This is a genomic window from Mycobacterium sp. IDUB_24 (genome assembly GCF_055419385.1).
In genome coordinates, this window is the sequence record NZ_JBVAXO010000008.1 from 310,705 (window position 1) to 335,190 (window position 24,486).

At 63.8% G+C, this 24,486-nt stretch carries 30 protein-coding genes and 1 pseudogene; 19 read left to right on the forward strand and 12 right to left on the reverse strand.

What is annotated here, in order from left to right; translation table 11 throughout:
* The first annotated feature begins 111 nt into the window (after positions 1 to 111).
* Positions 112 to 915, forward strand: a complete 804-nt coding sequence (locus ACZYZF_RS26420; RefSeq protein ID WP_463837259.1) for a ParA family protein — start codon at positions 112 to 114, stop codon at positions 913 to 915.
* Positions 916 to 943: 28 nt separating this feature from the next.
* Here ACZYZF_RS26420 and ACZYZF_RS26425 read toward each other — a convergent pair.
* Positions 944 to 1,024 (reverse strand): annotated as a pseudogene (locus ACZYZF_RS26425) (YaeQ family protein); the annotation flags it as partial.
* A gap of 300 nt (positions 1,025 to 1,324) precedes the next feature.
* On the opposite strand from ACZYZF_RS26425, the gene ACZYZF_RS26430 reads away from it, so the two are divergent.
* From ACZYZF_RS26430 to ACZYZF_RS26440, 3 genes are all read left to right on the forward strand, one after another.
* Positions 1,325 to 2,260: a LysR family transcriptional regulator gene (locus ACZYZF_RS26430; protein ID WP_463837261.1), complete on the forward strand. Its 936-nt coding sequence runs from the start codon at positions 1,325 to 1,327 to the stop codon at positions 2,258 to 2,260.
* Positions 2,261 to 2,438: 178 nt separating this feature from the next.
* Positions 2,439 to 3,032 (forward strand): carboxymuconolactone decarboxylase family protein, encoded by a 594-nt coding sequence (locus ACZYZF_RS26435; protein WP_463837262.1) that lies wholly within the window; start codon positions 2,439 to 2,441, stop codon positions 3,030 to 3,032.
* Between the two features lie 55 nt (positions 3,033 to 3,087).
* Entirely contained in the window at positions 3,088 to 4,155 is a 1,068-nt protein-coding gene (locus tag ACZYZF_RS26440) for a hypothetical protein (protein WP_463837263.1), read from the forward strand.
* 99 nt (positions 4,156 to 4,254) lie between these two features.
* Here ACZYZF_RS26440 and ACZYZF_RS26445 read toward each other — a convergent pair whose 3' ends face one another.
* Positions 4,255 to 4,806, reverse strand: a complete 552-nt coding sequence (locus ACZYZF_RS26445) for a YaeQ family protein (RefSeq protein ID WP_463837265.1) — start codon at positions 4,804 to 4,806, stop codon at positions 4,255 to 4,257.
* 243 nt (positions 4,807 to 5,049) lie between these two features.
* Here ACZYZF_RS26445 and ACZYZF_RS26450 point away from each other — a divergent pair, with 243 nt between their 5' ends.
* Positions 5,050 to 5,307 (forward strand): DUF3297 family protein, encoded by a 258-nt coding sequence (locus ACZYZF_RS26450; RefSeq protein ID WP_463837266.1) that lies wholly within the window; start codon positions 5,050 to 5,052, stop codon positions 5,305 to 5,307.
* Positions 5,308 to 5,360: 53 nt separating this feature from the next.
* On the opposite strand, the gene ACZYZF_RS26455 is transcribed toward ACZYZF_RS26450, so the two are convergent.
* The gene (locus ACZYZF_RS26455) at positions 5,361 to 5,570 is read right to left on the reverse strand and encodes a hypothetical protein (protein ID WP_463748002.1); all 210 of its coding nucleotides are present in this window, start codon (positions 5,568 to 5,570) and stop codon (positions 5,361 to 5,363) included.
* 174 nt (positions 5,571 to 5,744) lie between these two features.
* Positions 5,745 to 6,659 (reverse strand): decaprenyl-phosphate phosphoribosyltransferase, encoded by a 915-nt coding sequence (locus ACZYZF_RS26460; protein ID WP_463748003.1) that lies wholly within the window; start codon positions 6,657 to 6,659, stop codon positions 5,745 to 5,747.
* 164 nt (positions 6,660 to 6,823) lie between these two features.
* Between ACZYZF_RS26460 and ACZYZF_RS26465 the strand changes: the two genes are divergently transcribed.
* The 5 genes from ACZYZF_RS26465 (at position 6,824) to ACZYZF_RS26485 (ending at position 9,684) form a co-directional block, all read left to right on the forward strand.
* Positions 6,824 to 7,057, forward strand: a complete 234-nt coding sequence (locus ACZYZF_RS26465; RefSeq protein WP_463748004.1) for a hypothetical protein — start codon at positions 6,824 to 6,826, stop codon at positions 7,055 to 7,057.
* Entirely contained in the window at positions 7,047 to 7,358 is a 312-nt protein-coding gene (locus ACZYZF_RS26470; RefSeq protein WP_463837268.1) for a type II toxin-antitoxin system PemK/MazF family toxin, read from the forward strand. The genes ACZYZF_RS26465 and ACZYZF_RS26470 overlap by 11 nt, the downstream gene beginning before the upstream one ends.
* Before the next feature lie 281 nt (positions 7,359 to 7,639).
* Positions 7,640 to 8,056 (forward strand): nuclear transport factor 2 family protein, encoded by a 417-nt coding sequence (locus ACZYZF_RS26475; RefSeq protein WP_463837270.1) that lies wholly within the window; start codon positions 7,640 to 7,642, stop codon positions 8,054 to 8,056.
* Between the two features lie 21 nt (positions 8,057 to 8,077).
* A complete protein-coding gene (locus ACZYZF_RS26480; RefSeq protein WP_463837272.1) occupies positions 8,078 to 8,770 on the forward strand; it encodes a helix-turn-helix transcriptional regulator in 693 nt (230 codons plus the stop codon).
* Positions 8,771 to 9,411: 641 nt separating this feature from the next.
* Positions 9,412 to 9,684, forward strand: coding sequence for a hypothetical protein (locus tag ACZYZF_RS26485; RefSeq protein WP_463837273.1), 273 nt, complete (start codon positions 9,412 to 9,414; stop codon positions 9,682 to 9,684).
* Between the two features lie 110 nt (positions 9,685 to 9,794).
* Here ACZYZF_RS26485 and ACZYZF_RS26490 read toward each other — a convergent pair whose 3' ends face one another.
* On the reverse strand, positions 9,795 to 10,712 hold the full coding sequence (locus tag ACZYZF_RS26490) for an alpha/beta fold hydrolase (RefSeq protein WP_463748009.1): 918 nt from the start codon (positions 10,710 to 10,712) through the stop codon (positions 9,795 to 9,797).
* A gap of 247 nt (positions 10,713 to 10,959) precedes the next feature.
* Complete coding sequence (locus ACZYZF_RS26495; protein ID WP_463837275.1) at positions 10,960 to 11,394, reverse strand: MarR family winged helix-turn-helix transcriptional regulator; 435 nt, start codon at positions 11,392 to 11,394, stop codon at positions 10,960 to 10,962.
* An 88-nt stretch (positions 11,395 to 11,482) separates the two neighbouring features.
* On the opposite strand from ACZYZF_RS26495, the gene ACZYZF_RS26500 reads away from it, so the two are divergent.
* Together ACZYZF_RS26500 and ACZYZF_RS26505 are read left to right on the forward strand one after the other, a co-directional pair.
* Positions 11,483 to 12,064, forward strand: coding sequence for a UbiX family flavin prenyltransferase (locus ACZYZF_RS26500; protein WP_463837344.1), 582 nt, complete (start codon positions 11,483 to 11,485; stop codon positions 12,062 to 12,064).
* Positions 12,065 to 12,092: 28 nt separating this feature from the next.
* The gene (locus ACZYZF_RS26505) at positions 12,093 to 13,607 is read left to right on the forward strand and encodes a UbiD family decarboxylase (RefSeq protein WP_463837277.1); all 1,515 of its coding nucleotides are present in this window, start codon (positions 12,093 to 12,095) and stop codon (positions 13,605 to 13,607) included.
* A gap of 24 nt (positions 13,608 to 13,631) precedes the next feature.
* Here ACZYZF_RS26505 and ACZYZF_RS26510 read toward each other — a convergent pair whose 3' ends face one another.
* A complete protein-coding gene (locus tag ACZYZF_RS26510; protein WP_463748011.1) occupies positions 13,632 to 14,144 on the reverse strand; it encodes a phage baseplate assembly protein V in 513 nt (170 codons plus the stop codon).
* A gap of 134 nt (positions 14,145 to 14,278) precedes the next feature.
* Between ACZYZF_RS26510 and ACZYZF_RS26515 the strand changes: the two genes are divergently transcribed.
* The 3 genes from ACZYZF_RS26515 (at position 14,279) to ACZYZF_RS26525 (ending at position 16,968) form a co-directional block, all read left to right on the forward strand.
* A complete protein-coding gene (locus ACZYZF_RS26515) occupies positions 14,279 to 14,662 on the forward strand; it encodes a VOC family protein (RefSeq protein ID WP_463837279.1) in 384 nt (127 codons plus the stop codon).
* 38 nt (positions 14,663 to 14,700) lie between these two features.
* The gene (locus ACZYZF_RS26520) at positions 14,701 to 14,985 is read left to right on the forward strand and encodes a DUF1905 domain-containing protein (protein WP_463748013.1); all 285 of its coding nucleotides are present in this window, start codon (positions 14,701 to 14,703) and stop codon (positions 14,983 to 14,985) included.
* A 159-nt stretch (positions 14,986 to 15,144) separates the two neighbouring features.
* On the forward strand, positions 15,145 to 16,968 hold the full coding sequence (locus ACZYZF_RS26525; RefSeq protein ID WP_463837280.1) for a serine/threonine-protein kinase: 1,824 nt from the start codon (positions 15,145 to 15,147) through the stop codon (positions 16,966 to 16,968).
* On the opposite strand, the gene ACZYZF_RS26530 is transcribed toward ACZYZF_RS26525, so the two are convergent.
* A complete protein-coding gene (locus ACZYZF_RS26530) occupies positions 16,965 to 17,810 on the reverse strand; it encodes a phytanoyl-CoA dioxygenase family protein (RefSeq protein WP_463837281.1) in 846 nt (281 codons plus the stop codon). The two genes, ACZYZF_RS26525 and ACZYZF_RS26530, sit on opposite strands and share 4 nt — an antisense overlap.
* 46 nt (positions 17,811 to 17,856) lie before the next feature.
* Here ACZYZF_RS26530 and ACZYZF_RS26535 point away from each other — a divergent pair, with 46 nt between their 5' ends.
* Positions 17,857 to 18,432, forward strand: coding sequence for a TetR/AcrR family transcriptional regulator (locus ACZYZF_RS26535; RefSeq protein WP_463748016.1), 576 nt, complete (start codon positions 17,857 to 17,859; stop codon positions 18,430 to 18,432).
* Positions 18,433 to 18,464: 32 nt separating this feature from the next.
* On the opposite strand, the gene ACZYZF_RS26540 is transcribed toward ACZYZF_RS26535, so the two are convergent.
* Positions 18,465 to 19,082 carry a TetR/AcrR family transcriptional regulator gene (locus tag ACZYZF_RS26540; RefSeq protein ID WP_463837282.1) on the reverse strand — a complete coding sequence of 206 codons (618 nt, stop codon included), beginning with the start codon at positions 19,080 to 19,082 and terminating at the stop codon, positions 18,465 to 18,467.
* 195 nt (positions 19,083 to 19,277) lie between these two features.
* Here ACZYZF_RS26540 and ACZYZF_RS26545 point away from each other — a divergent pair, with 195 nt between their 5' ends.
* The gene (locus ACZYZF_RS26545) at positions 19,278 to 20,144 is read left to right on the forward strand and encodes an alpha/beta fold hydrolase (protein ID WP_463837283.1); all 867 of its coding nucleotides are present in this window, start codon (positions 19,278 to 19,280) and stop codon (positions 20,142 to 20,144) included.
* Between the two features lie 40 nt (positions 20,145 to 20,184).
* Here the strand turns inward: ACZYZF_RS26545 and ACZYZF_RS26550 are convergent, their stop codons facing one another.
* Positions 20,185 to 20,571, reverse strand: a complete 387-nt coding sequence (locus ACZYZF_RS26550) for a hypothetical protein (RefSeq protein WP_463748019.1) — start codon at positions 20,569 to 20,571, stop codon at positions 20,185 to 20,187.
* 154 nt (positions 20,572 to 20,725) lie between these two features.
* Positions 20,726 to 21,406 (reverse strand): TetR/AcrR family transcriptional regulator C-terminal domain-containing protein, encoded by a 681-nt coding sequence (locus ACZYZF_RS26555; RefSeq protein WP_463837284.1) that lies wholly within the window; start codon positions 21,404 to 21,406, stop codon positions 20,726 to 20,728.
* 156 nt (positions 21,407 to 21,562) lie between these two features.
* On the opposite strand from ACZYZF_RS26555, the gene ACZYZF_RS26560 reads away from it, so the two are divergent.
* Positions 21,563 to 22,588: an NADP-dependent oxidoreductase gene (locus ACZYZF_RS26560; RefSeq protein WP_463837285.1), complete on the forward strand. Its 1,026-nt coding sequence runs from the start codon at positions 21,563 to 21,565 to the stop codon at positions 22,586 to 22,588.
* Between the two features lie 4 nt (positions 22,589 to 22,592).
* A complete protein-coding gene (locus ACZYZF_RS26565; RefSeq protein WP_463837286.1) occupies positions 22,593 to 23,711 on the forward strand; it encodes an Rv3169 family protein in 1,119 nt (372 codons plus the stop codon).
* 16 nt (positions 23,712 to 23,727) lie between these two features.
* On the opposite strand, the gene ACZYZF_RS26570 is transcribed toward ACZYZF_RS26565, so the two are convergent.
* A complete protein-coding gene (locus ACZYZF_RS26570) occupies positions 23,728 to 24,468 on the reverse strand; it encodes a hypothetical protein (RefSeq protein ID WP_463748023.1) in 741 nt (246 codons plus the stop codon).
* Positions 24,469 to 24,486: the final 18 nt, after the last annotated feature.

Below are 24,486 nucleotides of genomic sequence, written 5' to 3' on the forward strand. Positions count from 1 at the left end.
AGGGCTATCCGCTGTTCGGCATCTACGCTGAGAACGCGCGGTGTCTGGCAACAGCGCGAACACGATGGGGGAATGCAGCGAGGTGCGTCAGGCATTGCATAGAGGCTCACAGTGGTAGCTGTTTCGGCGCTGGTGCTTTCGGGTAAGGGCGGAACAGCGAAAACGCTATGGCAGATGATGCTGGCGGGGGAGGCCTCGCGGGCTGGGATCTCCGCGTTGTTAGTCGACGCAGACCCAGAGCGAAATCTGTCTAACCACTTCGGAGTTTCGCAGCATTCGACCGGCCTGGGTTCAGTGCTTGAGGATGCCGATATCAGTTTTTGGGGGAATCCCGACAAGGGAGCGAAGCGAATCGATGAGGAGATCATTGAAACTCGATGGCCCGGAATCGATTTGCTACCTGCGGGTGCTTCCTTAGGCCGTGTTGCGGGCTTCGGCGTATCGGACACGGGATTGTTGCGGGCCATATTTGACGCTGCCGGCATCTTTGGCCGTTATGAGGTTGTCCTGATCGACACTGGCGGCCGCACTGGCTCTCTGGAAGCCCTGGCAATGCATCTAGGTGACGTTGCGTACGCGCCGATCACTCCGACCCTTGACGCTGTACGCAAAGCCCGCGAGGCCCGTGACAGAGTTGAGCGCATCCAACGAACGCATCCACTGAGGTGGTGTGGTGTGGTTTTATCTGGTTTCGACCGTAGAAACGGCATCGACCAGTCGATCAGGGAACGGGTAGAGACGGAATTCGGCGACGAGGTCCGTGCTGAATTGCCACGGCGGGCCGTCATCAATGAGGCCTTTCAACTCGGAAACCGACTCGGTGATTACTCCGACGCAACAGCGAAGAATCTCGCGCGAATCTTCCGAGATTTCCTGGAACACGACCTGCTGGGTCGAAACGCGAGCGACCTGTGACGGCAGCGAAATGTGGTGGGTCAGACGTTCACTGCAGTGGTTCGGGCGTGAAGGCGACGTCGACACCGCCCACGGTCATCGTCACCTGATCTTCCATGACCATCACCTGCTGGCCAGAGTCACGTTGTGCATGCCGTGAGCGTACGGCGCGAACGGAAGCACTCATACTCGACGAGGTGTGAACGAGCTCTTCCTACAGTCACTCAGAGTCACTGCGAGAGCATCTCCTCCACGGGTAGAAAAGGTTGGGCGGCAGTCCAAATGGGGAGCGTGACCGCCACTCGCAGTCGGACGTGCTTCACTGGTAGACCGCCATATTCGTTCCGGCCATACTCCTGGATGAAGAGGGGGCCTGGACATGCGAGACGGTCGGCCATATAACCGTCGCGCATTGGCTACGCTGTACACCATGCGCCCGTTGAATCTGCATCGGGTTGACCTCAACCTGCTCCCAGGTCTCGTCGCGCTGCTCGACGAAAGACACGTCTCTCGCGCCGCCGAGCGGGTGGGCATCAGTCAACCTGCGATGAGCCGCACGTTGCACCGGTTGCGACGGCTCTTCGACGACGAACTGCTTGTGCGCGGTGACGAGGGCTATGCCCTGACGCCGCGCGCAGAGCGAATCCGCGCTCAAATCTCAACGTTCCTACCGAGTTTGGACGAGCTGTTTGGTACGGATGCTTTCGATCCGGCCTTGGCGGCCCGTGATATCCGCATCATGCTCACCGATTACACGGTGTCGGCGTTCGGAACGGCCCTCGCCCGAGCCATCCGCGCCGAATCGCCGGGGTCGACGATCTCATTCGAGGTGCTCGACGGTCGGGCGTTAGACAAGCTCGAGGGCGGCAGTATCGACCTGCTGGCACTCGGGCGAACGCCGCCGCCGCGATATCGCGCCGAGAAGCTTTTCAGCGATCGGTTCGTCTGTGTAGTGGCGGCCGATCATCCGCTGGCCAAGCGGCGGTCCATGGGATTGGCGCAGTATCTGCGCTGGCCTCATCTGGCGATCGACGTCGAAGAGGGGATGCAGCCCGGCGTGGATCCCGCGCTGCACAGCCTCGGCGTGTCGCGGCGCATTCAACTGACCACTCCCTTCCATGTCACCGCGCCCGCAGCGCTGCCCGGATCCGACCTGGTGCTGACCTTCCCGTCGCGACTGCTGTCCTGGGTGCCCGATGACGGTGCGACCAAGGTGATCCCGGCGCCACCTGACATCCCGCCGTTCACCATTTATGCGGTCTGGCACCCGCGGATGGACGCCGATCCATGGCATCGGTGGCTGCGGCGCATCCTGCAGGGCGTGACCGCCTCACCGCCTTCCGGGGCGCCGCCCGTCGAAGCCTGATGGGTCGCAACTGCCTCTGGCCTGACCTTCCTCGAACTATGCGTGTCATGCATGTGCTACTAGGCAAATGATGCACTTCACAGATGGCAAACGGTGAGGCAGCGTGGAGTTGTGCGGCCGATCGGACTTCCTCCAGAACGACGGCGCCGGAGCAACATCCACATCGAAGGAGAATTCCTTGGCTACCGTGAATGAAAAGCTCGGCGGGCGTTTACCACTGGTCGACCCCGCCGGATTGTCACCCGAGCAGCAGGACCTGGCTGCTTCGGTGAGAACCACACAATTGCCGTGGGCCATCAACGCCGGATTCGAAATCACCTCACCAGATGACCGATTGATCGGTCCATTCAACGCGTTCATGCATCATCCCGAGATCGCCTCTCGCTTCCTGGCTTTCGCGGCTGCCGAATCGAAGTTCGCCATGCTCAACGAGCGCATCCGCGAAATCGTCATCTTGGCGGTCGGGGGAGTGTGGGCCGCCGAGTACGAGCTCTATGCGCACTCGGTGCTGGCGGCCAACGCCGGGATCGACACGGCGGTCATCCAGGCGTTGGCCCATGGTGAAGTTCCGACGTCCCTTCACGGTGACGAACTGATCGCCGCTGAACTGGCGCAGCAACTTTCGAAGGCCCATCGCATCGACGACGCGTTGTATCGGGCTGCGGAAACGGCCTTCGGTCGGCGCGGCCTTTTCGACATCGTCGCGCTGATGGGGCAGTACCTCACCGTATCGGCATTGCTCAGCCTTTTCGAGGTGCCGGCGCCCCGCTGAAACATGCGGCCGGATAACGACACATCGACGTAACAGCATATTTCGAAGGAGCATCATGACCCTCAGCAACACCGCGAACACCACCCTCGCAGCGGTGGCCAACTTCCCGCCGAGCTACTTCCTCGAGAACATCGCGGTACGCGGTGATGGATCCCTCCTGGTGACGGCCCTCAACCACAGCGAGCTGTGGTACGTGCCCGCGCCGACGAGCACCATCCCAGTCGAGCCGCTCCTCATCGCGACGCTCGACGGGCTCACCATGGGCATCGTCGAGACTGAACCCGACATCTTCTACGTCGGAACGCTCGGCGATCCGTCATTGCACCGCTTCGACTTTCGCGGGTGGACGCCGGGTGACGCGGTGCCGACCTCCCGGGTGCTGACCTTTGCTCCCGACAGCGCGGGGCCAAACGGCGCGTGCCTCCTGGCGCCGAACGTGATCCTCGTGGCCGACTGTGTGGAGGGCCTCATCTGGCGGGTCGACCTCAGCGATGGCGGTCTGAGTGCGACCGTGAAGTTGTGGCTACAGCATGAGTCGATGGCGCCGTCGTACACCGACCCGTTCGCGCCGGTGGTGCTGTCATCCACCGTGCAGATCCCGATGCCGGGCGTCAACGGCGTGCGCTACGCCGCCTCGACCGGTCACCTGTACTACACCGGGTCCGCGACGGAGAGCTTCCTGCGCGTGAGGGTCGATCCCCGCACGTACGAGCCGGAGGGTGCGCCGGAACTGATCGCCGAGGGCATCCACGCGGTCGATGACTTCTGCCTCGACGAGGAGCCGGCGTCGCCTACATCACCACCCACATCGACAACACCATCCATCGGGTTCCGCTACAGCCGGGCCACGGGCCGGAGCCGGCAATCGTCGCGGGTGATCCGTTCACCGATTCGCTGGTGGGCCCGTCGAGCATCGTCTGGGGCAGGGCGCCGGGTGACTACGGACGGGTCGCTTACGTCACCACCGATGGTGGACATGCCAAGCCACCCACCGACGGCATCGTGCGACCCGCGCAAGTGGTGCGCCTTGCTCTCGAAAAGGAAACCGTGTCGAGCGGATAAACCGGAGGCACTGACCGAACGTGTCCGATATCCACGACTGTGCCGGCGAGGACGATTGTGAGGAAGGCCAGGCCAGGGCGCGTCACCGACTGCCAGCCCTCGACAACGATGACGTCAGCGTCCATGGCGCCAACGTCGACAAGTACCGGGGCTCAGACGCTCACTGAAGTGGTTCGGGCGTGAAGGCGACGTCGACACCGCCCACGGTCATCGTCACCTGATCTTCCATGACCATCACCTGCGCCGAGACCCGTCGATCGACACTCTGGGCCAGTTGCTGCACCGCCGCATGCGGTATCTGCACCACCGACAGGTTCGGCAGCTTCGCCACTTTGGGTCCCACGGTGCGCCACCAGGTGGCCACGCCGGCGGCGAACGGGAACAGCAGCACCTGGTCAGCCTGGCTGGCCGCCTTACCCAAGGCGCGTTCATCGGGCTGGCCGACGTTGATCCACTCCAGGATCCGGCCCGTGTAGTCCGCAAGCCGTAAGTCCGGTATGCCAGGTGTGGACAGGCCCGCACCGAACGCCAACTCACCGTCGACGTCGTTGAGCCGGTGTGCGCGTAGCCCAAACGCCAATAACCGCACCACCATCCGCTCATCGGTCTCACTGGGATGACGGGCCACGGTCAGCGTGTGATCGGCGTAGTAGCCGTGATCGACATCGGAGACGCCAAGTTCGACTTTGAACACTGTTGCAGAAAGGGCCACGTCATAGTGTCCACCCTGGTGGTGTTCCCCGGGCAGGCAGGCCGCTTAGCGTGGTCATAAGCCTCGCGCACGAGCACTGCTCCGGTGCTGTCGGCCACGTATGCCATCGTCTCGTCCGCGCTGACGTCGACACCCTGCGAAAACCCACCCAGCCGGGTGGCCAACTGAGGCCTACGCGCAACCCGGTACGGCATGGTCGCGTAGATTCTTCGAGAACAGTCCGAGCATTCAACGAAGGCCATCATGTCCGAGGATCAGTTCACAGACGTTCCACCGAATCACCTCTCCATCGATCCGCGCAGCGCCTTCTACAGCGAAGAGGTGCTTCGGCGCGATGTGGGTGTTCGCTTCAATGGCGTCGAGAAAACCAATGTCCACGAATACAACGTGGCCGAGGGTTGGGTGCGTGTTGAAGTCCCTACCGCTAAGGATCGCCGCGGAAATCCTATGGTCGTCAAGGTAAGTGGCACGGTCGAACCTTATTTCCGCTCAGCGGAATAGCGGACGCCCAGCAGCTGCAACGAGTACTGGTTCGCCCAGCGCGCTGTCGCAGTTCACGCGACACTGCTCACGATTGCGATAACCAGCCCGCCCAGGGTCAGCACCCCGACCATCACCGCGGCGGCGATCGCCCGGCCCCGGCGGTGCCGGCGTACGTCGTAGATCGCCACCGCGATGCCGGCCAAGATCAACGCTGCATAGGCTGCCAGCCCCATCGTCAGTGTCGCCGTTGACGCGGCGCTGGCAAGGGTCACGTTGTGCACGCCGTGAGCCTACGGCGCGCGGCTTGGCCAGGTGGCGCGTAGGGGAGTCGTCATCCGCCGGCCGTCGTTCGTCATGCCACCACTGTTAGTGCAATCGACCCGCCCGATCCAGACGCGAGCGCGCCCAGGGAATGCCGAACCGGGTTCTGGACTGCGTCCTACGGCCACCTACGTTCAAGCGAAAGCGATTGCAGCGCATATGATCGCGATCCACGCGAGGCCGAGTACCTGCAGCACGCGGTCTTTGAGAACGATGTCTTCGGGCTCGCCGGCTATGCCACCGTCGACGTCGACGGCATAGCGCAGGACTGCGATGGTGATCGGGACCATTGAGACGGCAAACCATGACCCGGAATGCCCGTCGCGCTCGAACGCCCACAGTCCGTAGCACACGACGACGGCTGTGGCGGACATCGTCCACACAAATCGCAGGTATGTGCTGGTATAGCTTTCCAGCGACTTGCGGATCTTCGCGCCGGTCCGCTCAGCGAGCTGCAGTTCGGCATAGCGCTTTCCAGCGACCATGAACAGCGATGCGAACGCCATCACCAACAAGAACCACTGCGATAGCGGGATGCCGGTCGCTGCGCCACCAGCAATCGCCCTCATCAGGTAAGCCGAGGAGACGATGCAAATATCAAGCACGGCTTGATGTTTGAGACCGAAGCAGTACGCAAGCTGGATCGCCAGATAGACCGCGATCACGAGCGCGAGCGATGGTGCAATCGCGGCGGAAATCGCCAGCGTAGCCGCGGCGAGCGCGATCGCCAACGTATAGGCGAGGGCAGGGGAGACCACCCCGGCGGCAATAGGCCGGAACCGCTTGGTGGGATGCTGGCGGTCGGCCTCCACATCACGGGCGTCGTTGACGAGATAGATCGAGGATGCAGCCAAACTGAACGCCACAAACGCGACACCCACGTTGAAGAAGAGATCACGGTAGTCGTAGTGGACATCGCCGCCCAGAGTCGCCAAAGGTGCAGCCACCACGAGGACGTTCTTGATCCATTGTCGAGGTCGCAGCGCCTTGATAATGCCGGCGGCCAGGTTGGTAGGCGGCCCGACGAGGGTGGATGCTTGTTCGCTCACAAGTCGTGATTATCGACTAGCGACAACCGCAGGTCGTACTGGCGCGCCTGACAAAATGCACAATTGGCACCGTCGCGGATTGCTCGTAGGTCTGGGAAGGGGCGACTCTTCAGCCCATCACGTGAATCGGGTGCCTGTCTTACAAAACGTCGTACACTGTCGTTATGGCTGACACGATTACCTTCCGGCCGGACGAAGACACATCGAAGGCTCTGGAGGTCTTGACCAAAGACGGAACGGCTGTGTCCGCAGTTGTTCGATCTGCGCTTATCGATGCCGCCCGGCGGAAGGCCGGCGCGGCGATTCGCGCCGAGGCGGAAAGGCTTGCTGAAGACGTGTCTGACCGCGCTGAGGCCATGCAGGTGCTACGCGATATGGATACGCTGCGTGCGTGGTGAGGTCTTTCGGTTGAGTGCACCGCGGGGGAGTCGCGGTCATGAGCAGTCCGGTTCCCGCTATGCAGTAGTAGTCCAGTCGGATCAGTTGCCTTTGTCGACCTGGCTGGTTGCGCCAACCTCCACGTCGGCTCGTGCAGCCAGCTTTCGTCCTGAGGTTGAAATCGGCGGCGTCAATACCCGGGTACTTGCCGAACAGGCTGCGGCGGTCGACCCGGGCCGGCTCGGCAAGAGCGTCGGGTTCTTGAGCTTCGATGAGATGCGCCGCGTCGATGCGGCACTCCGTATCGTGCTGGATCTATGAGCGCCGCGCCGTCACTGGGTTGATCCGCTGCTCTCCACTCGACGGGTGCGGCAAGTCAAAGCCGCGAAAACAGATGGCGCGGCTCGAAGATCGACGCCGGGGTACGCGAGACAGTCGGTGTGGAGCACCGTGGCGGCGGACCGCGGCAGGCCACGTGTGTCAAAGGCCCCCGCTGAACCCGTGGGGCCCGCTGCGGCAAGTCTCCGTGTTGTGTCGTGCCCCTCGACTGGGCACACAAACACCGACATACCGTTGTCGCGACACTGTCTGATGCTGGTGTCATGAACAAGAACACGAACACGAACACGAACATGGTGGATACAAACTCGGTTGCTGCGGATGCGGCGCTCGCGGTGTGGTTGGAGATGTGGAACACCGACAGTGAGATCGCTCGTCGGATCTGCAGTGAGGATTTCCTGATTCATTTCCTGATCTCCGAGACGGATGGGTCGAACCCGGGCGACGACGTGCTGGGCGCGGAGAGTTTCGTTCGGTTCCTGGATCGGTATCGCGAGCAGCATCCGGATGTGGTGTTCACCGAGGTCGCGCGGGCCGTGGACGGCCCGCGCGGGCGGATGCTGTGGAACGTGCAGGACGGGGAGGTTGCTGCGGGAGGGATCGATGTCTTCGACTTCACCGAGGATGGGCTGATCCGTGAGGTGTGGTCGGTGGGCGGGACGCGCGCGCACCTCACCTGAGACCGGGGGAGACTCACATTCATGAGGAGAGCCGAGCGGTTGTACGCGCTGGTCGATCTGCTGCGGGGATCACGCCGGCCGTTGTCGGCCGCTCGGCTCTCTGAGGAGTTCGAGGTGTCAAAGCGCACGATTGAGCGGGACATCCAGTCGCTCCAGCTCGCGGGGGTCCCGATCTATGCCGACTACGGGGTGTCGGGCGGGTATTCGATCCTGCGGGAACACTCCCTGCCGCCGCTGAATCTCTCGGTACCGGAGTCGCTGGCGGTGCTCGCGGGGCTTGGTTTGCTGGAGAACTCTCCATATGGTGCGGCGGCGCGTCGGGCGCGGGGCAAGGTCCTCGCGATCAGCCGCGAGGATCAGCTCTCGCCAGTCGATGAGGCGTTGGCGTCTATGTTCGTCATCGACGCCCAGTCGCCGTCCGAGGCGGCGATCTCGCTGATTCCCGAGGCGGTCGCCGCGCGCCGGGTCATACGGCTGGAGTACACCTCCGAGGACGGCGAGACCCACACCACCCGTGACGTGGAGGCGATGGGTCTGCTGCGCGGCGGTGATTCGTGGATGTTCGTCGGATGGTGTCGGCTGCGTGAAGGCATCCGCGGATTTCACCTCGGCCGCATCCGGCACCTGGAGATCACCGGAGAGGTGTTTCCCGAACGCGATCCTGCGGTGCTCGACGCGGATCTGTCGCGCTGGCGCACTCGGCGGCTCGGGTGACGCCCCAGCCGGCAACCGCGGGCATGTCGCGGTGCGCCCAACTTCGACGAGAAAGCCGCCAAGTGCGATGCGACCCGGACAGCCCGATAGGCGAGAACCGTTGGGCGGCAGAGCAATATACAGTAGATAACTTGACATAATGTAGCTTATCGGCACAGTTTCAATGTGGCGATAACGGCGGCGACGTACTGCCACCTTCTTTACCTGCGGCGGACTCAAGCCTCTGGGCCTTCCCGTGTCCAACCATCATCCGTCTCGCTCGTTGCGTGGCTGTGCGATGTGCAAACCGAACACGCGGTCCGTGGCGGCCGGGCCGCCACGGATCCCGCCGCAACACGTTCGACTTCTTGGATACGCACGCCAGCCTCTTGGCCCAACCCCAGCGCCAGTGCAAGTTTTTCCCCATATTGCAGATTACGTCACAGTGACGTTTTACAGGGTGGTGCCCGTGTGCGCTAATTCGATTGCCCTGCAGGCTCTTCCGGCCTTCGCTGGCCCGGCGTGGTGTGGAGCCTGACAGCAGGTCCAGGTGTCGATCCGGTGATAGCGTCGTTGGTGAATCGCAAGGGGTTGGTCAGATGTCGATTGCGACGGAGCGGACGCGCCGGCGAGCTGCGCTGCTCCTGTCCCTAGCGTCTGCAGTGGCGATCACCGCCGCCTGTGGTGCCGATTCGATGCGGCCGATCGCATCGGATGATCCGGTGACGACGCTGCCGGTGCCGGCCAACGTTCCACCGTTTCCGTTGCCCAGCGACATTCCACCGGTGCCTTTGCCGAGTTCCGTCCCCACGGTGCAACTGCCGAACGAGATTCCACGGGCGCAAATTCCGGCAGACGTACCGCAAGTTGAGTTGCCTGCCGAGATTCCCCAGATTCATCTACCGTCCGCGATCCCTCCTATCCCCTTCCCATGACCATGTTGCAAGGCATCATTCGTCACTGTGACGAATGATGCTGTCCAGGAACGAGTTTCGGGTGTACCTTGTTGCCGTGGTCGCACTCCTCCTGCCCCGGGCTCCGGCGATTAGCCCTCGCGGTCGGACGCGGTGGTGAGGAAATCGACGGCGGCGCGAATTGCGGGGCGGTGCCGCAGTATTCGATAGTGCGCGAGACGTCCGAGCCCACGGGTGGTTACCAGGCTCGCCGCCGGCCACATGCCAAGGATTTCTTGACTTGTCTCGTATGGGCTGTCGGGATCGTCAGGGTCGTGGACAAGCAGTAGCGGCGGATTGTCGCTGCGCGCGGCCACCGCTGTTATGTCGGTGTCGAACAGCGGCATACCGAGGCGGCGGTCGAGGCGGCGGTGCAGCCGGTCGCGGATACGTTGACCGAAACCATGACGATCGGCGAAAAGGTCCAGATACAAAGAGAAGTCGCCCATCGGCGCCAGAAACACCAGCCGCTCGGCGGGTGTGCCTTGCGCCACCGCCAGCGCGGCGGCTTTGGCGCCGAGCGAGTGCGCGACGATCGCGCTCGCGGGACCGTGCTCGCGCACGACCGCGCGGACTGCCTCGGCGCACTCCACGATCGTGGTGCGGCCCGGGGCGAGTGCGCCGGGGTCGGATTCATTGTGGCTGGGCAAATCGAACGCGATAACGCGGTGTCCGGCGTCGACGAGCGGCTTGACGAGGACGGCCAGGTGGGCGCGACAGCCGCCCCACCCGTGCACCAAATACACCGGCGCCCCCTCCCCCCACGCCTCGCCACAGATCCGATGGCCGTCCCACGCAGCCTCAACCGGTTGCCCCGGAGGAACTCCCGGTGGCATGCGCAAGCTCATCTCCACCGCAGGCGGCGTGCACCAGAGTTCGATCGCCCACCTCGCGCCCAGTGCGGGCGCGAATCGTTCGAGCAGCCCGAACGTCTTGCGCACTTTCGGTTCGATCGGCGGTTCGACGCCAGAGCCCGCCTCACCCCGGTCGAGTTCGGTAGAACGCGCCATCAGCAACCCCCCATCTCGGTGCACCGCGCGATCCCCGTTCGCTCTATCCGGGTGCCCCGCGATCATTTGACATGTGGCGGCATATGTCAACGGACGAGTGGTGGCGCCAATGAACGACCTCCACGGCCGGGCAGGATGGCGAACGCCGGCCGCCTCGGACACCTTCAGCTGGTCGCGGCGCAGTGTCAGGATGATTTCTGCTCCGGGGCAAGCCCCTGGGTCAGCCACGGGTTCTGTGTCGCCGACATCAAGGCGCACCCGTGGAGTCGAGGGCTCGACGGAGCAGATCCAGTAGCGTCGCGCGCTCCTCGGCCGTCAGGCCGCGAAGCAACTCCTTGCCGACCTCGGCCGCCGCCGGCGTGAGCCGACGCACGGTGGCCACTCCGTCGTCGGTGATGGCGATCAACTTGCGGCGCCGGTCATTGCCGTCAGGCTGGACGGTGATCAAGCCACGTTCTGTCAACTTGGTCAGGACCGGGGTCAGTGTCGACTTGTCGAGGTGGGCAACCTCGGTGAGCGCCGAATGGTCAAGCTCCCCCCGTTCGGTCAGCTCGGCGAGCACGGTGAACTGAGGCCCGGTCATCTGCGGGTCGACCTTTTCGTGCCACAGTCGGGTGTGACGCTGGTACAGCCGCCGGGCCAGTGGTCCGGCGCCGTCGAGTACGGCGTGCGTCCGTGACATTGCAGTCCTCCTCCGGTTGACACCAATAATAGGACGTGTACATACTAATTAATAGTTCGTACACGGAATAATTGGAGGGATGGCGCGGATGAGGCTGGTCGTCGGCATGACGGGTGCGACCGGAGCGCCGATCTGCGTGCGGTTACTCGAGGCGCTCCGGGAGATGGATGTGGAGACGCATCTGGTGATCAGCCGGTGGGCCCGCGCGACGTTGCAGCAGGAGACCGGCATGAGCGCCGCGGCGGTATCGGCACTGGCCACCGTCGGCTATCAGCCCGACGATCAGACGGCCACAATCTCCAGCGGCTCGTTCCGCACCGACGGCATGATCGTGGTGCCGTGCAGCATGAAAACGCTGGCGAGCATTCGGATGGGATTCGGCGAGTCACTGATCAGCCGCGCTGCCGACGTCACGCTCAAAGAGCGGCGCAAGCTTGTGCTCGTGACGCGTGAAACCCCGCTGTCGTCAATCCATCTGGAAAACATGCTCGAACTCAGTCGCATGGGAACGGTCATCTTTCCTCCGGTGCCGGCGTTCTACAACGAACCAGCCACCATTGCCGACTTGGTCGAGCATCTGACCGCGCGCATCCTCGACCAGTTCGACCTCGAACTGCCCACCGCTAAGCGCTGGAGCGGAATGAGTCGCCGACGCGCCTCCGCCTCCTGAGCTCTCATCGACGAAAAGGAATCCCGACGTGCAACACGGCAGTGCCCTGAATTTTCGTGACTTCGTCGAGGATCTGATCCAGGCCGGCGATGCGGTGATGATCGACGCGGAGGTGGATGCCCACCTGGAGGTAGCCGCCATAGCGCGTCGTGTATACGAAAATCGTGGTCCTGCACCGGTTTTCAATCGGGTGAAGGGCGCCGCCGACGGCTATCGGCTGATGGGCGCGCCGGCCGGTATGAGCCGCACGGTATCCGGTTTTGGGCGGATCGCCAGCCACTTCGGACTGCAGCGGTCCAGTGGACCCCGCGACATCGTTGAACATCTCGTGTCGACGATGAGAGCCGATCCGATCGCGCCGCATGTGGTCGACTCCGGGCCGGTTAAGGAACACGTCCTGACCGGGGCGGAGGTAGACCTCGAGCGGTTCGGTGTGCCGATGTTGCACCAGCAGGATGGCGGTCGCTATTTCGGCACGTACGGGATGCACGTCGTGCAGACACCGGATGGATCTTGGACGAGTTGGTCGATCAGCCGACTCATGCTGCGGGACAGCAGATCCCTGGTAGGCCCGGCAATGCCGATGCAGCATATCGGCATGATTCACCAAGAATGGTCGAAGCTGGGAAAACCCACACCCTGGGCGTTCGTACTGGGCGCTCCGCCCGCCGCGATCGCCGCCGCCGGGATGCCGCTACCCCACGGTGTGAATGAGGACGGTTACGTCGGCGCTCTCACCGGCGAGGGCGTGGAGGTGACCAGGTCTGAGCTCCACACGCTGATGGTCCCGGCGAATGCCGAGATCGTCGTCGAGGGGTACATCGACCCGACAGCTACCGACTGGGAAGGGCCGATGGGTGAATACCACGGCTACCAATTCGATGAAGGCAAGCCGCAACCGGTGTTTCACGTCGAGGCGATCACCCACCGGGATCAGCCGATCCTGCCGTTCTGTGTCGCAGGCATGCCGCCGGAGGAGAACCACACCATCTGGGGCACCATGATCTCCGCGGCAGCCCTCGACCTGCTGCGCCAAGCCGGCCTGCCGGTCGACTTCGCTTGGTGCTCGTACGAGGCCGCGACGTGTTGGATCGCCATCTCCATCGACATTGCATTGCTCGCTGAAGACCCCATCGCCGAGAAGGATCTGGTCCGCGCGGTGGCCGACGTGCTGTTCAATTCGCACGTGGGGTGGTTGGTGCCAAAAGTTCTCCTGGTCGCCAACGACATCGACATCACTGATATCGATGCACTGGTATGGGCCATGGCAACCCGCTACCGGCCAGGCCTGGGCGAGTATGTGTTTCGTGACGCGCCTGGGATACCCCTGGTGCCATACCTCACCGATGAGGACGTCGCGAATGGACGGGGCGGAAAGTCCGTGATGAGCCTGATGCAGCCAGAGCAACTCGCAACTGGTCGTACGCACGGAATCGCCGCGCAGTTCAGCACCTCCTATCCCGAGGAGGTACAGCGCACCGTCATCGATCGGTGGGCCGAGTACGGGTTTCCCGCGGCCACCGAACCGTCCCGCAGATGTTGAGAATTCTGCGCTTTTCGCGACTCGTCACATCAAGTTTCCGACCCCCGGCGTGTAGGACGGTGATATCACCCCGCTGCTCGCCACCAGCGTCGTGCATGTGACGGTACCGCTGAACTTGGCGGTGGCCGCATTCAACCTGACCAGTGGAGCGGAAATCGTCAGACTGCCATCGGATTCCACGACCAACTCCGTTCCGTTGGGGTGCAGCAGCCGGACATTCTGCGCGGGCTCGTCAATCACCACCTGATGTCCGCTGCGCAATGTCAGCGACCGTACGGCAGGCGTCGGCGGCTCTCGCCACACCGCGCCGATCACATAGGGATGGTTGGGGTCGCCCGCCTCGAAGGCAACGAGCACCTCCGTTCCCACGGATGGCACCTCCTGTGTGACGCTTGTGAGGGGCTGTACGACTGCCGCCCACAGTGTCTGGGCGCCCGCAACGGCTGGCAGGGCGACGGCAACCCGTCCCGTCTGCTCCGGGTCGACGTTCTCAGCCACGAGGCCCCGGTAGACCCCGAACATCTTCTGATTGCTCATGGCATCGATGATTACGGTCGGCGGCGCCGACAACGCGCATCTTGCCCAAAGTCGAACACCGAATCTGTGGCCAAGAATCCGCGACAACGGCAGGGCAAGCGATGAGTCTCGGTCGGCCGCAGAGTCTGATCAGCATGACAACGACGACGAGAGTGCTCAGTGTGTCGATTCCGGTGTCTGACCAGGACGCCGCGCTGAAGTTCTACACCGAGGTGCTGGGATGCGAACTCCGCACCGATATGGAGGTCTGGCCGGGCGCGCGGATGATCGAGGTCGCCCCGCCGGGCTCGGTTGTCTCCCTTGTGCTGCTGCCGCACGACAGCCAGATCCCGATCGCGATCCGGCTGGGTACCTCTGATGCTCAACAAGCCCATGACAAGATCCGTACGGCCGGGGTGACCCTGCACAACGAGGAACTCGTGCGCATGGAGGGAATCCCGGCGATGTTCTCCTTCACCGACCCCGATGGCAATGGCTTGGTCTACCTCGAGGACACCGAACAGATCGATTCCCGCTAGCCACCCCAACGTTCGGCTCCACAGCACGGAGGACCAAGATGGCGGACTCACGTTCCTTGGACATCACATTCACCGCTCGCCTGGGCAAGGCACGCCCCGGAGACACGTGGACCTGCGTTCAGCTCCCTGATTCAGCACAGATCCTCGGCACGAGGGGTCTGGTGAAGGTTGCCGGCACAGTTGACGGTCACCCGTTCACCGGAGCATTCATGGCCCTGGGCGACGGAACGCACAAACTCCCGGTGGCTGCTGCCATCCGCACGGCTATCGGAAAGACCGATGGTGACGACGTCGAGGTCCACATCACCGAGCGGCTGAACTGACCCGGCACTCGCAGACTGGTGGAGCTCCGTGATGAGCGTCGTCATCCATCGACCCGAACCGGTGCGCAGCTGGGGCCTCGGCCAATTCTGTTCCGAACGTCGCAGGCCCCGACGAACGCCTGCTCGCCTTTGAGTTGCCGTGCTTTGTAGGCTTCGAACATGCCGTTCAATGCCGGTGACGTCTTTGCCGGGTACACCATTCAGCGGCTCCTCGGCGCCGGTGGCATGGGCGAGGTCTACCTGGCCCAGCATCCCCGCCTTCCCCGTCTGGATGCACTCAAGATCCTCTCTGTGAGCACCACGCGCGATGAGGAGTTCCGCGCCCGGTTCAACCGAGAGGCGGAGTTGGCCGCAGCGTTGTGGCATCCGCACATCGTCGGAGTGCACGACCGGGGCGAGTTCGACGGCCGGCTGTGGATCTCGATGGACTACGTCGAGGGCACCGACGCCAAGCACTTGATCGAGCAGCACCCGTCTGGGATGCCCTTGCCGGATGTGGTGGAGATCGTGACGGCAGTCGCCGAAGCGCTCGACGTCGCGCACGAACGGAACCTGCTGCACCGCGACGTCAAACCGGCGAACATCCTGGTCACTACGCCGTCGGGAAGTGCCCGGCGACGCATATTGCTCACCGATTTCGGTATCGCCCGGGAAGCCGACGACGCGAATGGCCTCACCGAGACCGACGTGGCCATCGGTACCGTCGCGTATGTAGCGCCCGAGCAGCTCACCGGGAAGACGCTCGATGGCCGGGCAGACCAGTACGCTCTGGCAGCGACCGCCTTCCATCTGTTGACCGGCACGCCCCTCTTCGACGACACCAATCGCATCGTCCAGGCCGGCAACCACCTCTACACGCCCCCTCCCCGGCTGTCCGAGCGCCGCCGCGACCTCGCCCATCTGGACGCTGTGATGGCGAAGGCGCTGGCCAAGCAACCCGATAAGCGCTACGCGCGGTGCCTCGATTTCGCCCGGGCGCTGGGCGGGAGCACGGATGTGTCGACCGCGCCCCAGCCGGTGCCGCCTGCTGCGGGCGTCCACACCGCCCCGCAGGAGATCCCCGACGCCCACGAGCGGAGCAGCTCACCGGAAACCAAGCGGTTGGCCATGCTCACGATCCTGGGCACCGCCCGCGGCGTGCAGAAGACACCATCCGGGTCTAACGGCGAGGAACAGGTCTGGACCTTCCGTGTGGAGCGATACGAGTCGACCGGTGAAGCGCACACCGTCGTACCGGTCGAGCTCCGTGGCAACTCCATCACGGGCGAACTCTCCGACGGGGATGTGGTGGAGGTCAGTGGCCCTTGGGACGACCGAACGCTGTTCGCCGACTCAGTGGTCAATCATTCGGCCGGCGCCCGCGGACGCCGCCGGCGCGACTCGTTCGAGGTGAGGTCAGGTAACCGCCGACGTGCTTTGGCGTCGCGTCCGGTGCGCATCGTGTTGATTCTGGCCGTGATCGCGATGGTCGTTGCGACGTCCGTCCTTCTCATCCGCGGTTTGGGCTCGTCAGACCACAGCAACCCGGGGTCGATCGTGAAGCCCGAGAGTGCGACGGTGTTCTCCCCCGGCGGCTCACCAGACCATCCGGATCAGGCAAGTCTGGCCATCGACGGCAACCCGGATACGTCATGGTCCACCGACATCTACCAGGATGCGGCGCCGTTCCCGGCCTTCAAACAAGGCGTCGGCCTGCTACTTCAGCTCCCCTCGCCGACCGCTTTGAGCGAGGTGACGATCGACGTGCCCAGCACCGGAACGGAAGTCCAGATTCGTGCGGCAGAAAGTGCCCACCCGAACAGCCTGTCGGACACGACCGAGCTGACACCGAACGTGGCGCTACAGCCGGGAGACAACACCATCACCATCGACAATCAGACGGAGACGTCCAATGTGCTGGTGTGGATTTCGAAGTTGGGCACCCTTGATGGGCAGAGCCGCACGAACGTCTCGGAGATCACGCTGCGGGCCGCAGGCAATTAATCACCCGGCTCGAGCAGACGCTTGGGGTGCATGCCGTCGACCTGACCGATGAACGGTGGGTGGATGCTGTAGCCGAGCATGCGGCGAATGTCCTCGGAGACGGACCGCACGGTGTCGCGGGTCATCGACAAGGTGAATGCCTCCTGCGGGCGTAACCACGGCTCGCAATACTGCGCCGTCAGCGCCAGGCGTGCGTTCGCAGAACGGTTGGCGCCACCTCCGTGCCACAAGGTTCCGACGAAGAACACGCATGACCCGGCGCTCATCACCACCGGCTCGCGTTCGGCGGGCTCGGGCAGCCGATCGCCCCACTCATGGCTACCCGCGACGATGTCGGTGGCACCGTTGTCGGCAGTGAAGTCATCGATCGCCCAAATCGTGGCCGCTCCCAGTGCGTTTCGCGGTCGGGGCAGCGGATAGAAGCTGTCATCGGTGTGCAACATCTGGGCCTGCTCCCCCGGCAGGATGTTGATCACCTGGAGCATGGACAACAGGTAGTTGGGCATGAACAACCGATCCAGCAGCGCCAGCACACGCGGATGGTCGGCGATCCGGTCGCAGCTGCGGGTCTTGTTCAACACGCTGTACACCCGCTGCGTGGCATGCCCTTCAAACCCGTTGCGGCCCAGCAGATCCAACAGCGGATCCACAGATTTCCGAATCTCGTCGAGCTCGGCCCCACTCAGTAGATCAGGCAGGATCACGTATCCGTCGCGCAGCACTGCCGCCAGATCTGTGTCTGCTACCGCAGGGTCCACCTGCTCACCGCTGCTGCGGGTCCGCCGATACGTACCGGCCAGGTCACCGGCCAACTCCGTCAACGACGTCACTTCAGTGCTCATGGTCGCCCTCACCGATACATAACTGATTTCTGTTATGGTTCGGACTATGGCACGCGCGCCGGTCGGACGTCAACAACTGATCGATGCCGCGCGTGACGAACTCGTGCACGGAAACGGCGTCTTCGAACTCAGCGGGCTGACCCGTCGCGCCGGCCTAAGTACGGGCGCCCTCTATCACCACTTCGGATCGAAGAGCGGGCTTCTGACCGCGATTTACGACGGCTTCTACGACGGGCTGCGCCACGCGATCGCCGATGCCCACCTACCCGACGGCGACTGGGCTACTCGCGAGCGCGACCGCACCCACCGCTTCGTCGCCTATCACCTCGCCGACCCGCTGGCGCCGGTTCTGCTCAACCGCACCGCCAGCGACCCACAGCTCACCGAGCTCGGTGAGGCCTACATTCACGACCTCATCGACAACGCCGCCGCCAACATCCGCCACGGGCAGCAACTCGGCGAACTCCCAACGGATCTGGACCCCGACAGCGCCGCCGCGTACGTCATCGGAGGCCTACGCCACGGCATTGCGCAACAACTCCGGGTCATCCCAGCGCCCAATTCCGATCAAGCCACACAGACACTTTGGCGCTTCACTGCTGCCGTTCTCGGCATCGCCTAGCTAGCTCGCGCGAACGGCGTCACCGCTCCAGCTCACTGGCTGGGACGGTGCGATGTGCCATCGAAGAGTCTGTCGAGGTAGTAGTCGATAGCGGCCGACGCGGCGTCGGGATCGATGACGTCGAGGTCGAGAAGCGGGGTGAAGCCGGTCATCGCGAGCAGAAGGTTTGTCTCGATGACCGGATCGCGATCCGGCGGGATGTGGCCTTCGGCCATTGCATGCCTGATCAGGCGTTCGGTCAGCGCTCTGCCGTTCCGGAGTCCGAGGCGGGCCCGTTCATGCAGCTCTGGGTCGTGCAGCGCCTCGAGGGTGTAGGCGGCGCTCATACGGCTGGTGGCGCGGGCGTCCGCATGCAGGGGGAGCATCTCTATGAGGATCACGCGCAGTGCGTCTCGAGGGTGCGGGGGCGAGCCGAGACGCTCGAGGCTTTGGGTGACGCGCTGCGAGGTCTGCTCGGAAGCGAACTCCATCGCGAATTCGAGCATCGCTGTCCGGGAGGCGAAATAGTGCTGGACCTGGCCGAGGGAGACGCCCGCTTCGCTGGCGACCTCGCGCATCGTCGCCCGGGACCAGCCTTGTTGTTCCACTACCCGCCACAGCGCGCGTGCGATGGTTTCGCGGCGTTCTCGGTGGTCGACCTGTTTCGGCAACGCACACCCCTTTCGTTATTACCATACATCTGACTTAATACAAGCGACTTGGAAAGGAGTAGTGCGAATGACCAGTCGACCGAGGAACGTCGAAGCACACATCGAGGACCGTGCCCGATCGAGCTGGACGGAGGTTGGCGGCGCGCCACACGCCCTCCCGGGCGAGCGCAGCGCTTTTGAGTTTGGGAGTGCGCGATGACCGCATTCACCGACCCCGAGCTGGAGGCAGCATATTTCGCGGCCTACGACGCGGTGATGGCCAATTGGCCGGTGGCCGCCGAGACGGTAGATCTTCCGGGACGGTACGGGACGACACGGGTCACGTCCGCGGGCCCGACCGCAGCGCCGTCGCTGGTCCTGCTCCACGGATACAGCGGCACGTCCGGAATGTGGTATCCGGTAGTCGGTTCGCTGGCCGAGGAGCACCACGTGCGCGCCGTGGACACCATGGGTGAGCCGGGCCGCAGTCGACACACCGGCGCCGCCTTGACCAGCATGGAAGATCTCGTGGACTGGCTGGCGGAAACTTTCGATCTGCTCGAGTTACCCGCCGCCGACCTATGCGGCCAGTCCCTGGGTGGGCACCTCGCGCTCCGGTTCGCGCTCGTCCATCCCGAACGGGTGCGGCGGCTGGTCCTGCTCGATCCGCCGTTGACCTTCGCCGGGCTCAGCCCCGAGTTCGAGGAGCTGGGCCGGAACCGCGACCCCCACCCGACTTTCGAGGATGCTCGCGCACTGCTGGCACCGGGCGCTCCCAGCAGCGGGCCGGCCCATCTGGAGGCCTACTTCGACCTGCTCGCGCACGGAGCCGCGCACTTCCCGGCCTCCCCGATCGTTCATCCGCACCTGCCGGACGGGCTGACGCACCTGCCGGTCCCGACCCTCGTTGCCCTGGCCGGGGCGAGTCAGGTGCACGATTCGGAGGCAGCAGCGGAAGTCGCGCGGCGGGCCGGGGCGTACACGGTGATTCTTCCCGGTGCGGGGCACGGTCTCCTGGCCGACGTCGAACCTGTTCGCAGCCTTGTCCTCGAACACCTCCGGCAGAAGGACTCGCCGACTTGATACCGCGACAGCGGCCCACAAGGCCGATTGCCCGATCGCGTCAGCCCCGGTCGTCGCGACCGCGACCGGTGATCCGGTTGAAGGCGGAGACGCCCGGGATGTTCGTCAACATCCGGAAGACGTCATTGCCCGTGTTGATCAACGATTCCAGTTGCGGCAGGAGGCGGTCCAGTGTGCGGAACATCGGGTCGGCCATGGCCATGTACCGTTCGGTCCGATCGATGGTGGTGTTGAGCCGTTCTGTCGCGACGGCAAGATTCTCCAGCAAATCGGGTAGTTGGGCTGCTAGCTGAGCCGACGCCGGCGGAATCCGCATCGCGCCGCTCGCCACCGCCTGGGCGGCGCCAACGGCGGACTGGGCCGTCTCGACGGCTGCCTGAGCGGCCGATTTGAGGTCGCTGGGTTTAGGTACCTTCTGGCTACTCATACCGCTAACTGTCCCCCCACGTCGGCCGCTCCGTCAGCAATATGCTCGAGCTGATTCGGCGTCCGGGGCTCACCCATCGTCGAGCGGCGCAGCGGGTCACCGATCACTTCCAGCAGATGCTCGACGACGGCCTGATGCGCCGCATGCCGGGTAGTTAGTCCGCGGGCTCCGGCGGAAGCCCGTATTGCACCGCTATTCCGCTCAGCAGCATCGTCATTCGATGGTGAAAGGCGTGTTCGCTGAACGGGTCATATCCGGACTCGGCGACCGCGCGCAAAGTCGGATAGTCGGAAGCGGAACGTTTGGCCGTGAGGCGGAAGATCCGGGCCAGCCACGGCTGTCCGTTTTCGGCGTGGAGGTGTTCACGGTGCGCCTCGGTGACACTACCGATCGCCATCGCGCTCACCGCCGCCCACACTGCCATGGCATCATCGGGCGCCAGGCCGTGCTCTGCCAGCGCCTCGACCGCATCGCCGTTGCACTCCATCTCCATCTCGTCGCGCACCCCGCCCGTGACGAACTTCTCCACCAGTGCCGGCTGCGAAGCCAGCACGGTCCGGATATAGCACGCATAGCTGCGCATCCAGGTGGCCCAATGCTCACCGGCGTACCGCGGGGGCGGTGACATGACCAGTGCGCTCTCGGCGGTCAGACGCAGTAGATCGTCCTGGTTCTTCACATGGTGATAGAGCCCCGGGAGGCTGATGCCAAGATGCTCGGCAACCCGGCGCATGGTGACGTTCTCACTGCCGATCTCCAGCACCGCCGCAACGATGGCGCGCTGGTCGATGCGGGGCGGCCGACCGCGACGCGGCGCTAACTCGTTGGAGCTCATGTCATCCCGGTCGTTTCTCTCGCGGCGCTCATCGGTGCCCTCCCGCCTGGCGAGACACTTTCAATCCGGGGCTTGACGATAATCGATACGCATTCTAAGAATCAATATGAAAAATCGGGTGACCACCTCGATCGTCCACAGAAATGAGTAAGCGACATGACTGACTCCGCGCACCGCCAGAACCGTCAAGTCTTGTTGCGCCGCCGCCCGGATGGACTGGTCTCCCCCGATGACACGGAGCTGGTGACCACGTCTGCACCGGTACCCGCCGAGGGTGAGGCACTGCTGCGGACGACGTATGTGGGCATCGATGCGGCTGCGCGTACCTGGCTGGACGGCGAGCCCGGCTACCTTCCGGCCCTCGAATTGGGCGAGGTTGTCCGGGTGGCCGGTATCGGCGAAGTTGTCGAATCACGATGCGATGCCTACAAAGTCGGCGACCTGGTCACCACGCTGACGGGGTTGCAGGACTATGCGATCATCCGCGACGACCTGTTCAGTACGCCGGTGGTCGGTTACACCGATCCACTCGCGGTGATGTCGATCTACGGACCGACGGGTGCCACGGCGTACTTCGGCATGAAGGGCGTCGGCAAGCCTCAAGCCGGCGAGACCGTCGTCGTATCGGCTGCCGCGGGCGCCACCGGATCGGTGGCCGGACAGATCGCCAAGATCGTCGGTGCCCGGGTGGTCGGTATCGCGGGCGGCCCGGACAAATGTCGTGCCGTGGTCGAGGATTTCGGCTTCGACGCCTGCGTCGACTACAAGGCCGGCGACCTGTCCGCTGCGCTCAAGGAGCAGTGCCCCAACGGAATCAACGTCTATTTCGACAATGTCGGTGGAGACGTGCTCAATGCCGTGCTGGCCAACCTCGCGCACAAAGCCCGCGTGGTGATGTGCGGCATCATCTCCAGCTATCTCAACGGCGATCACCCAGGCCCGTCCAATTACGTGAACCTGCTCGCCACATCCTCGACGATGCAGGGCTTCATCGCACTCGAAGAGTGGGCACACTTCGATGAGGCCTTCGCGGCCCTGAGCGACTGGGAGCAACAAGGTCTGCTGGTCCACCGCGAAACCGTCTACGAAGGACTGGAATCCGGCATCGACGCTCTCAACGGATTGTTCACCGGGGCCAACATCGGCAAGATGCTGGTAAAGATCAACGAGCCGAACAGCTGACGCCGTGCTGACGCCGTTCGACGATTATCCGATTCACGCCTCGGCAGACCCGGTCGCCACACCGGCCAGTGCCGACCCCAACCACTACGACCGCTATTGGTTCAACGGTCATCAGCGTGACGGCGAGTTCTACTTCGGTGCGGCGATGGGCCACTACCCGGTTCGCGGGATCATCGATGCCGCTTTCAGTCTGGTGAAAGATGGGGTGGAGCATTCGGTCTTCGCCTCGGGGGCCATGCCTCTGGACCGATCGGCGTCCATCGGCCCGTTTCGTATCGAGGTGGTCGAACCGCTGCGCACCATCCGCTACATCGTCGATTCCAACGAGCACGGCATCTCCTGCGATCTGACCTTCCGCGCCACGACCGTCGCCATCGAAGAACCTCGCCAGCAGCGGCGCACCACCGAAGGCATCGTGCTGACTGATCACACCCGGCTCACCCAGTGGGGTTCCTGGGAGGGAACGATCTGTGTCGACGGCGAGGATCTGACAGTCGAGGCCGGTACCGTGCCGGGAACCCGCGACCGGTCCTGGGGAATCCGGCCCATCGGTGAGCAGGTACCTGTGCTGCGTCAACCCATGCCGTTTCAGGTGTTCTGGCTCTGGGCGCCTCTGCATTTCGGTGATCGATTCACGCACTACGCCTTCCACGAACACGAGGATGGCCGCCGGTGGTTGGAGACGGCCCAGATTCTGGATCCGATGCCGGCGGGCGCCTCCCCGTGTAGCCGGGTGGGTGTGCGCGAGTGCTATGAGCTCGGCTACGAGCTCGAGTGGGAACCGGGCCGACGGGAGATCCGGCGGGCCCATCTGTGGTTCACCGATCCCATCGAGGGCGAGACCCGCATCGAGGTGGAGAAGCTGTTCACCTTCCGGATGCGCGGGATCGGCTACTGGCATCCACATTGGGGACACGGTTCCAATCACGGACAGTTCGAGATCGGCCGGGAGTCAGTCAATCTCGACGACTTCGACCCGACCGACTTCGCGTCGATACACCTGCAGAACGTCGTGAAGGCCACTATGGGCGAGCGCGCCGGGATCGGTGTCGTCGAGCAGATCGCGATCGGACCACACGCGCCGTCGGGGCTCACCGGATTTATCGACGGCTACCAACCCTGAGGCCGCTGATCCCGCGCTACGCGCTTTCTGAATGGATTAGTGCGCGCGCCAACAGTTTCATGACGCGCAAGGTCTTCGGTTCGTCGGCATCGTCCAACGCCAGCCCGCGCGACGTCACTTCGTCGGTCAGGGCCTGTTGCCGTTCAACAGCCTGATCGACATCCGTGACGCGAATGGAGAGCTCCAGAAAGTCCGCTCCGGCGACCGTCCACCGTTCCGCGGAAACATGGTCGACCGCGCCGATCGTGACGTTCTTCCATTGGGTCGCGGCAATCGGGCCCAATGGCGTCAGCCCGCCGAACGCCACTCGAATCTCGCCGCAGTCGGCCAGGAAGTCGAGTTGAGACTTTGTGAACGCCTTGACGAGACGGCCGTCCCCCTCGAGAGCCGATTCGATGCTGCCTTCGTCGAGTTCGGCCTTGCACGACGCGGCAAGTACATGCTTTGAACGCGACCAATCACCTTCGACTGTCAGGTCGGCATCGTTGTCGGGGATGTCTCCCCATTGTCCGACCAGTTGTGACCACCGGCACGGACGCAGCTTGACCGTCGAATCTTCACCACCATCCCTGTTTCTGCGTAGCCGCAGAACAATTCCCGCGCTCAGCAGCGGCAAGGGGGGCCGCGCACCCTCGGTCAGATCGTCGAGGAACCACACTCTGCGCGCCTTGCCGTCGGTCAACCCCAACACCGACAACGCATGGTCGACGCTCCCCTCGATGTTCAGTTTGATCTCGACCGCGCTCGGCTCAGCCATCTCGCCTCCTGTTGCTCG

Bases quoted from the DNA above. Each gene is read 5' to 3' on its own strand.
- ACZYZF_RS26430 (WP_463837261.1), top strand. From the start codon at position 1,325: ATGCGCCCGTTGAATCTGCATCGGGTTGACCTCAACCTGCTCCCAGGT.
- ACZYZF_RS26440 (WP_463837263.1), top strand. From the start codon at position 3,088: ATGACCCTCAGCAACACCGCGAACACCACCCTCGCAGCGGTGGCCAAC.
- ACZYZF_RS26450 (WP_463837266.1), top strand. From the start codon at position 5,050: ATGTCCGAGGATCAGTTCACAGACGTTCCACCGAATCACCTCTCCATC.
- ACZYZF_RS26465 (WP_463748004.1), top strand. From the start codon at position 6,824: ATGGCTGACACGATTACCTTCCGGCCGGACGAAGACACATCGAAGGCT.
- ACZYZF_RS26475 (WP_463837270.1), top strand. From the start codon at position 7,640: ATGAACAAGAACACGAACACGAACACGAACATGGTGGATACAAACTCG.
- ACZYZF_RS26480 (WP_463837272.1), top strand. From the start codon at position 8,078: ATGAGGAGAGCCGAGCGGTTGTACGCGCTGGTCGATCTGCTGCGGGGA.
- ACZYZF_RS26490 (WP_463748009.1), bottom strand. From the start codon at position 10,712: ATGGCGCGTTCTACCGAACTCGACCGGGGTGAGGCGGGCTCTGGCGTC.
- ACZYZF_RS26495 (WP_463837275.1), bottom strand. From the start codon at position 11,394: ATGTCACGGACGCACGCCGTACTCGACGGCGCCGGACCACTGGCCCGG.
- ACZYZF_RS26500 (WP_463837344.1), top strand. From the start codon at position 11,483: ATGAGGCTGGTCGTCGGCATGACGGGTGCGACCGGAGCGCCGATCTGC.
- ACZYZF_RS26510 (WP_463748011.1), bottom strand. From the start codon at position 14,144: ATGAGCAATCAGAAGATGTTCGGGGTCTACCGGGGCCTCGTGGCTGAG.
- ACZYZF_RS26515 (WP_463837279.1), top strand. From the start codon at position 14,279: ATGACAACGACGACGAGAGTGCTCAGTGTGTCGATTCCGGTGTCTGAC.
- ACZYZF_RS26520 (WP_463748013.1), top strand. From the start codon at position 14,701: ATGGCGGACTCACGTTCCTTGGACATCACATTCACCGCTCGCCTGGGC.
- ACZYZF_RS26525 (WP_463837280.1), top strand. From the start codon at position 15,145: ATGCCGTTCAATGCCGGTGACGTCTTTGCCGGGTACACCATTCAGCGG.
- ACZYZF_RS26530 (WP_463837281.1), bottom strand. From the start codon at position 17,810: ATGAGCACTGAAGTGACGTCGTTGACGGAGTTGGCCGGTGACCTGGCC.
- ACZYZF_RS26535 (WP_463748016.1), top strand. From the start codon at position 17,857: ATGGCACGCGCGCCGGTCGGACGTCAACAACTGATCGATGCCGCGCGT.
- ACZYZF_RS26545 (WP_463837283.1), top strand. From the start codon at position 19,278: ATGACCGCATTCACCGACCCCGAGCTGGAGGCAGCATATTTCGCGGCC.
- ACZYZF_RS26550 (WP_463748019.1), bottom strand. From the start codon at position 20,571: ATGAGTAGCCAGAAGGTACCTAAACCCAGCGACCTCAAATCGGCCGCT.
- ACZYZF_RS26555 (WP_463837284.1), bottom strand. From the start codon at position 21,406: ATGAGCTCCAACGAGTTAGCGCCGCGTCGCGGTCGGCCGCCCCGCATC.
- ACZYZF_RS26560 (WP_463837285.1), top strand. From the start codon at position 21,563: ATGACTGACTCCGCGCACCGCCAGAACCGTCAAGTCTTGTTGCGCCGC.
- ACZYZF_RS26570 (WP_463748023.1), bottom strand. From the start codon at position 24,468: ATGGCTGAGCCGAGCGCGGTCGAGATCAAACTGAACATCGAGGGGAGC.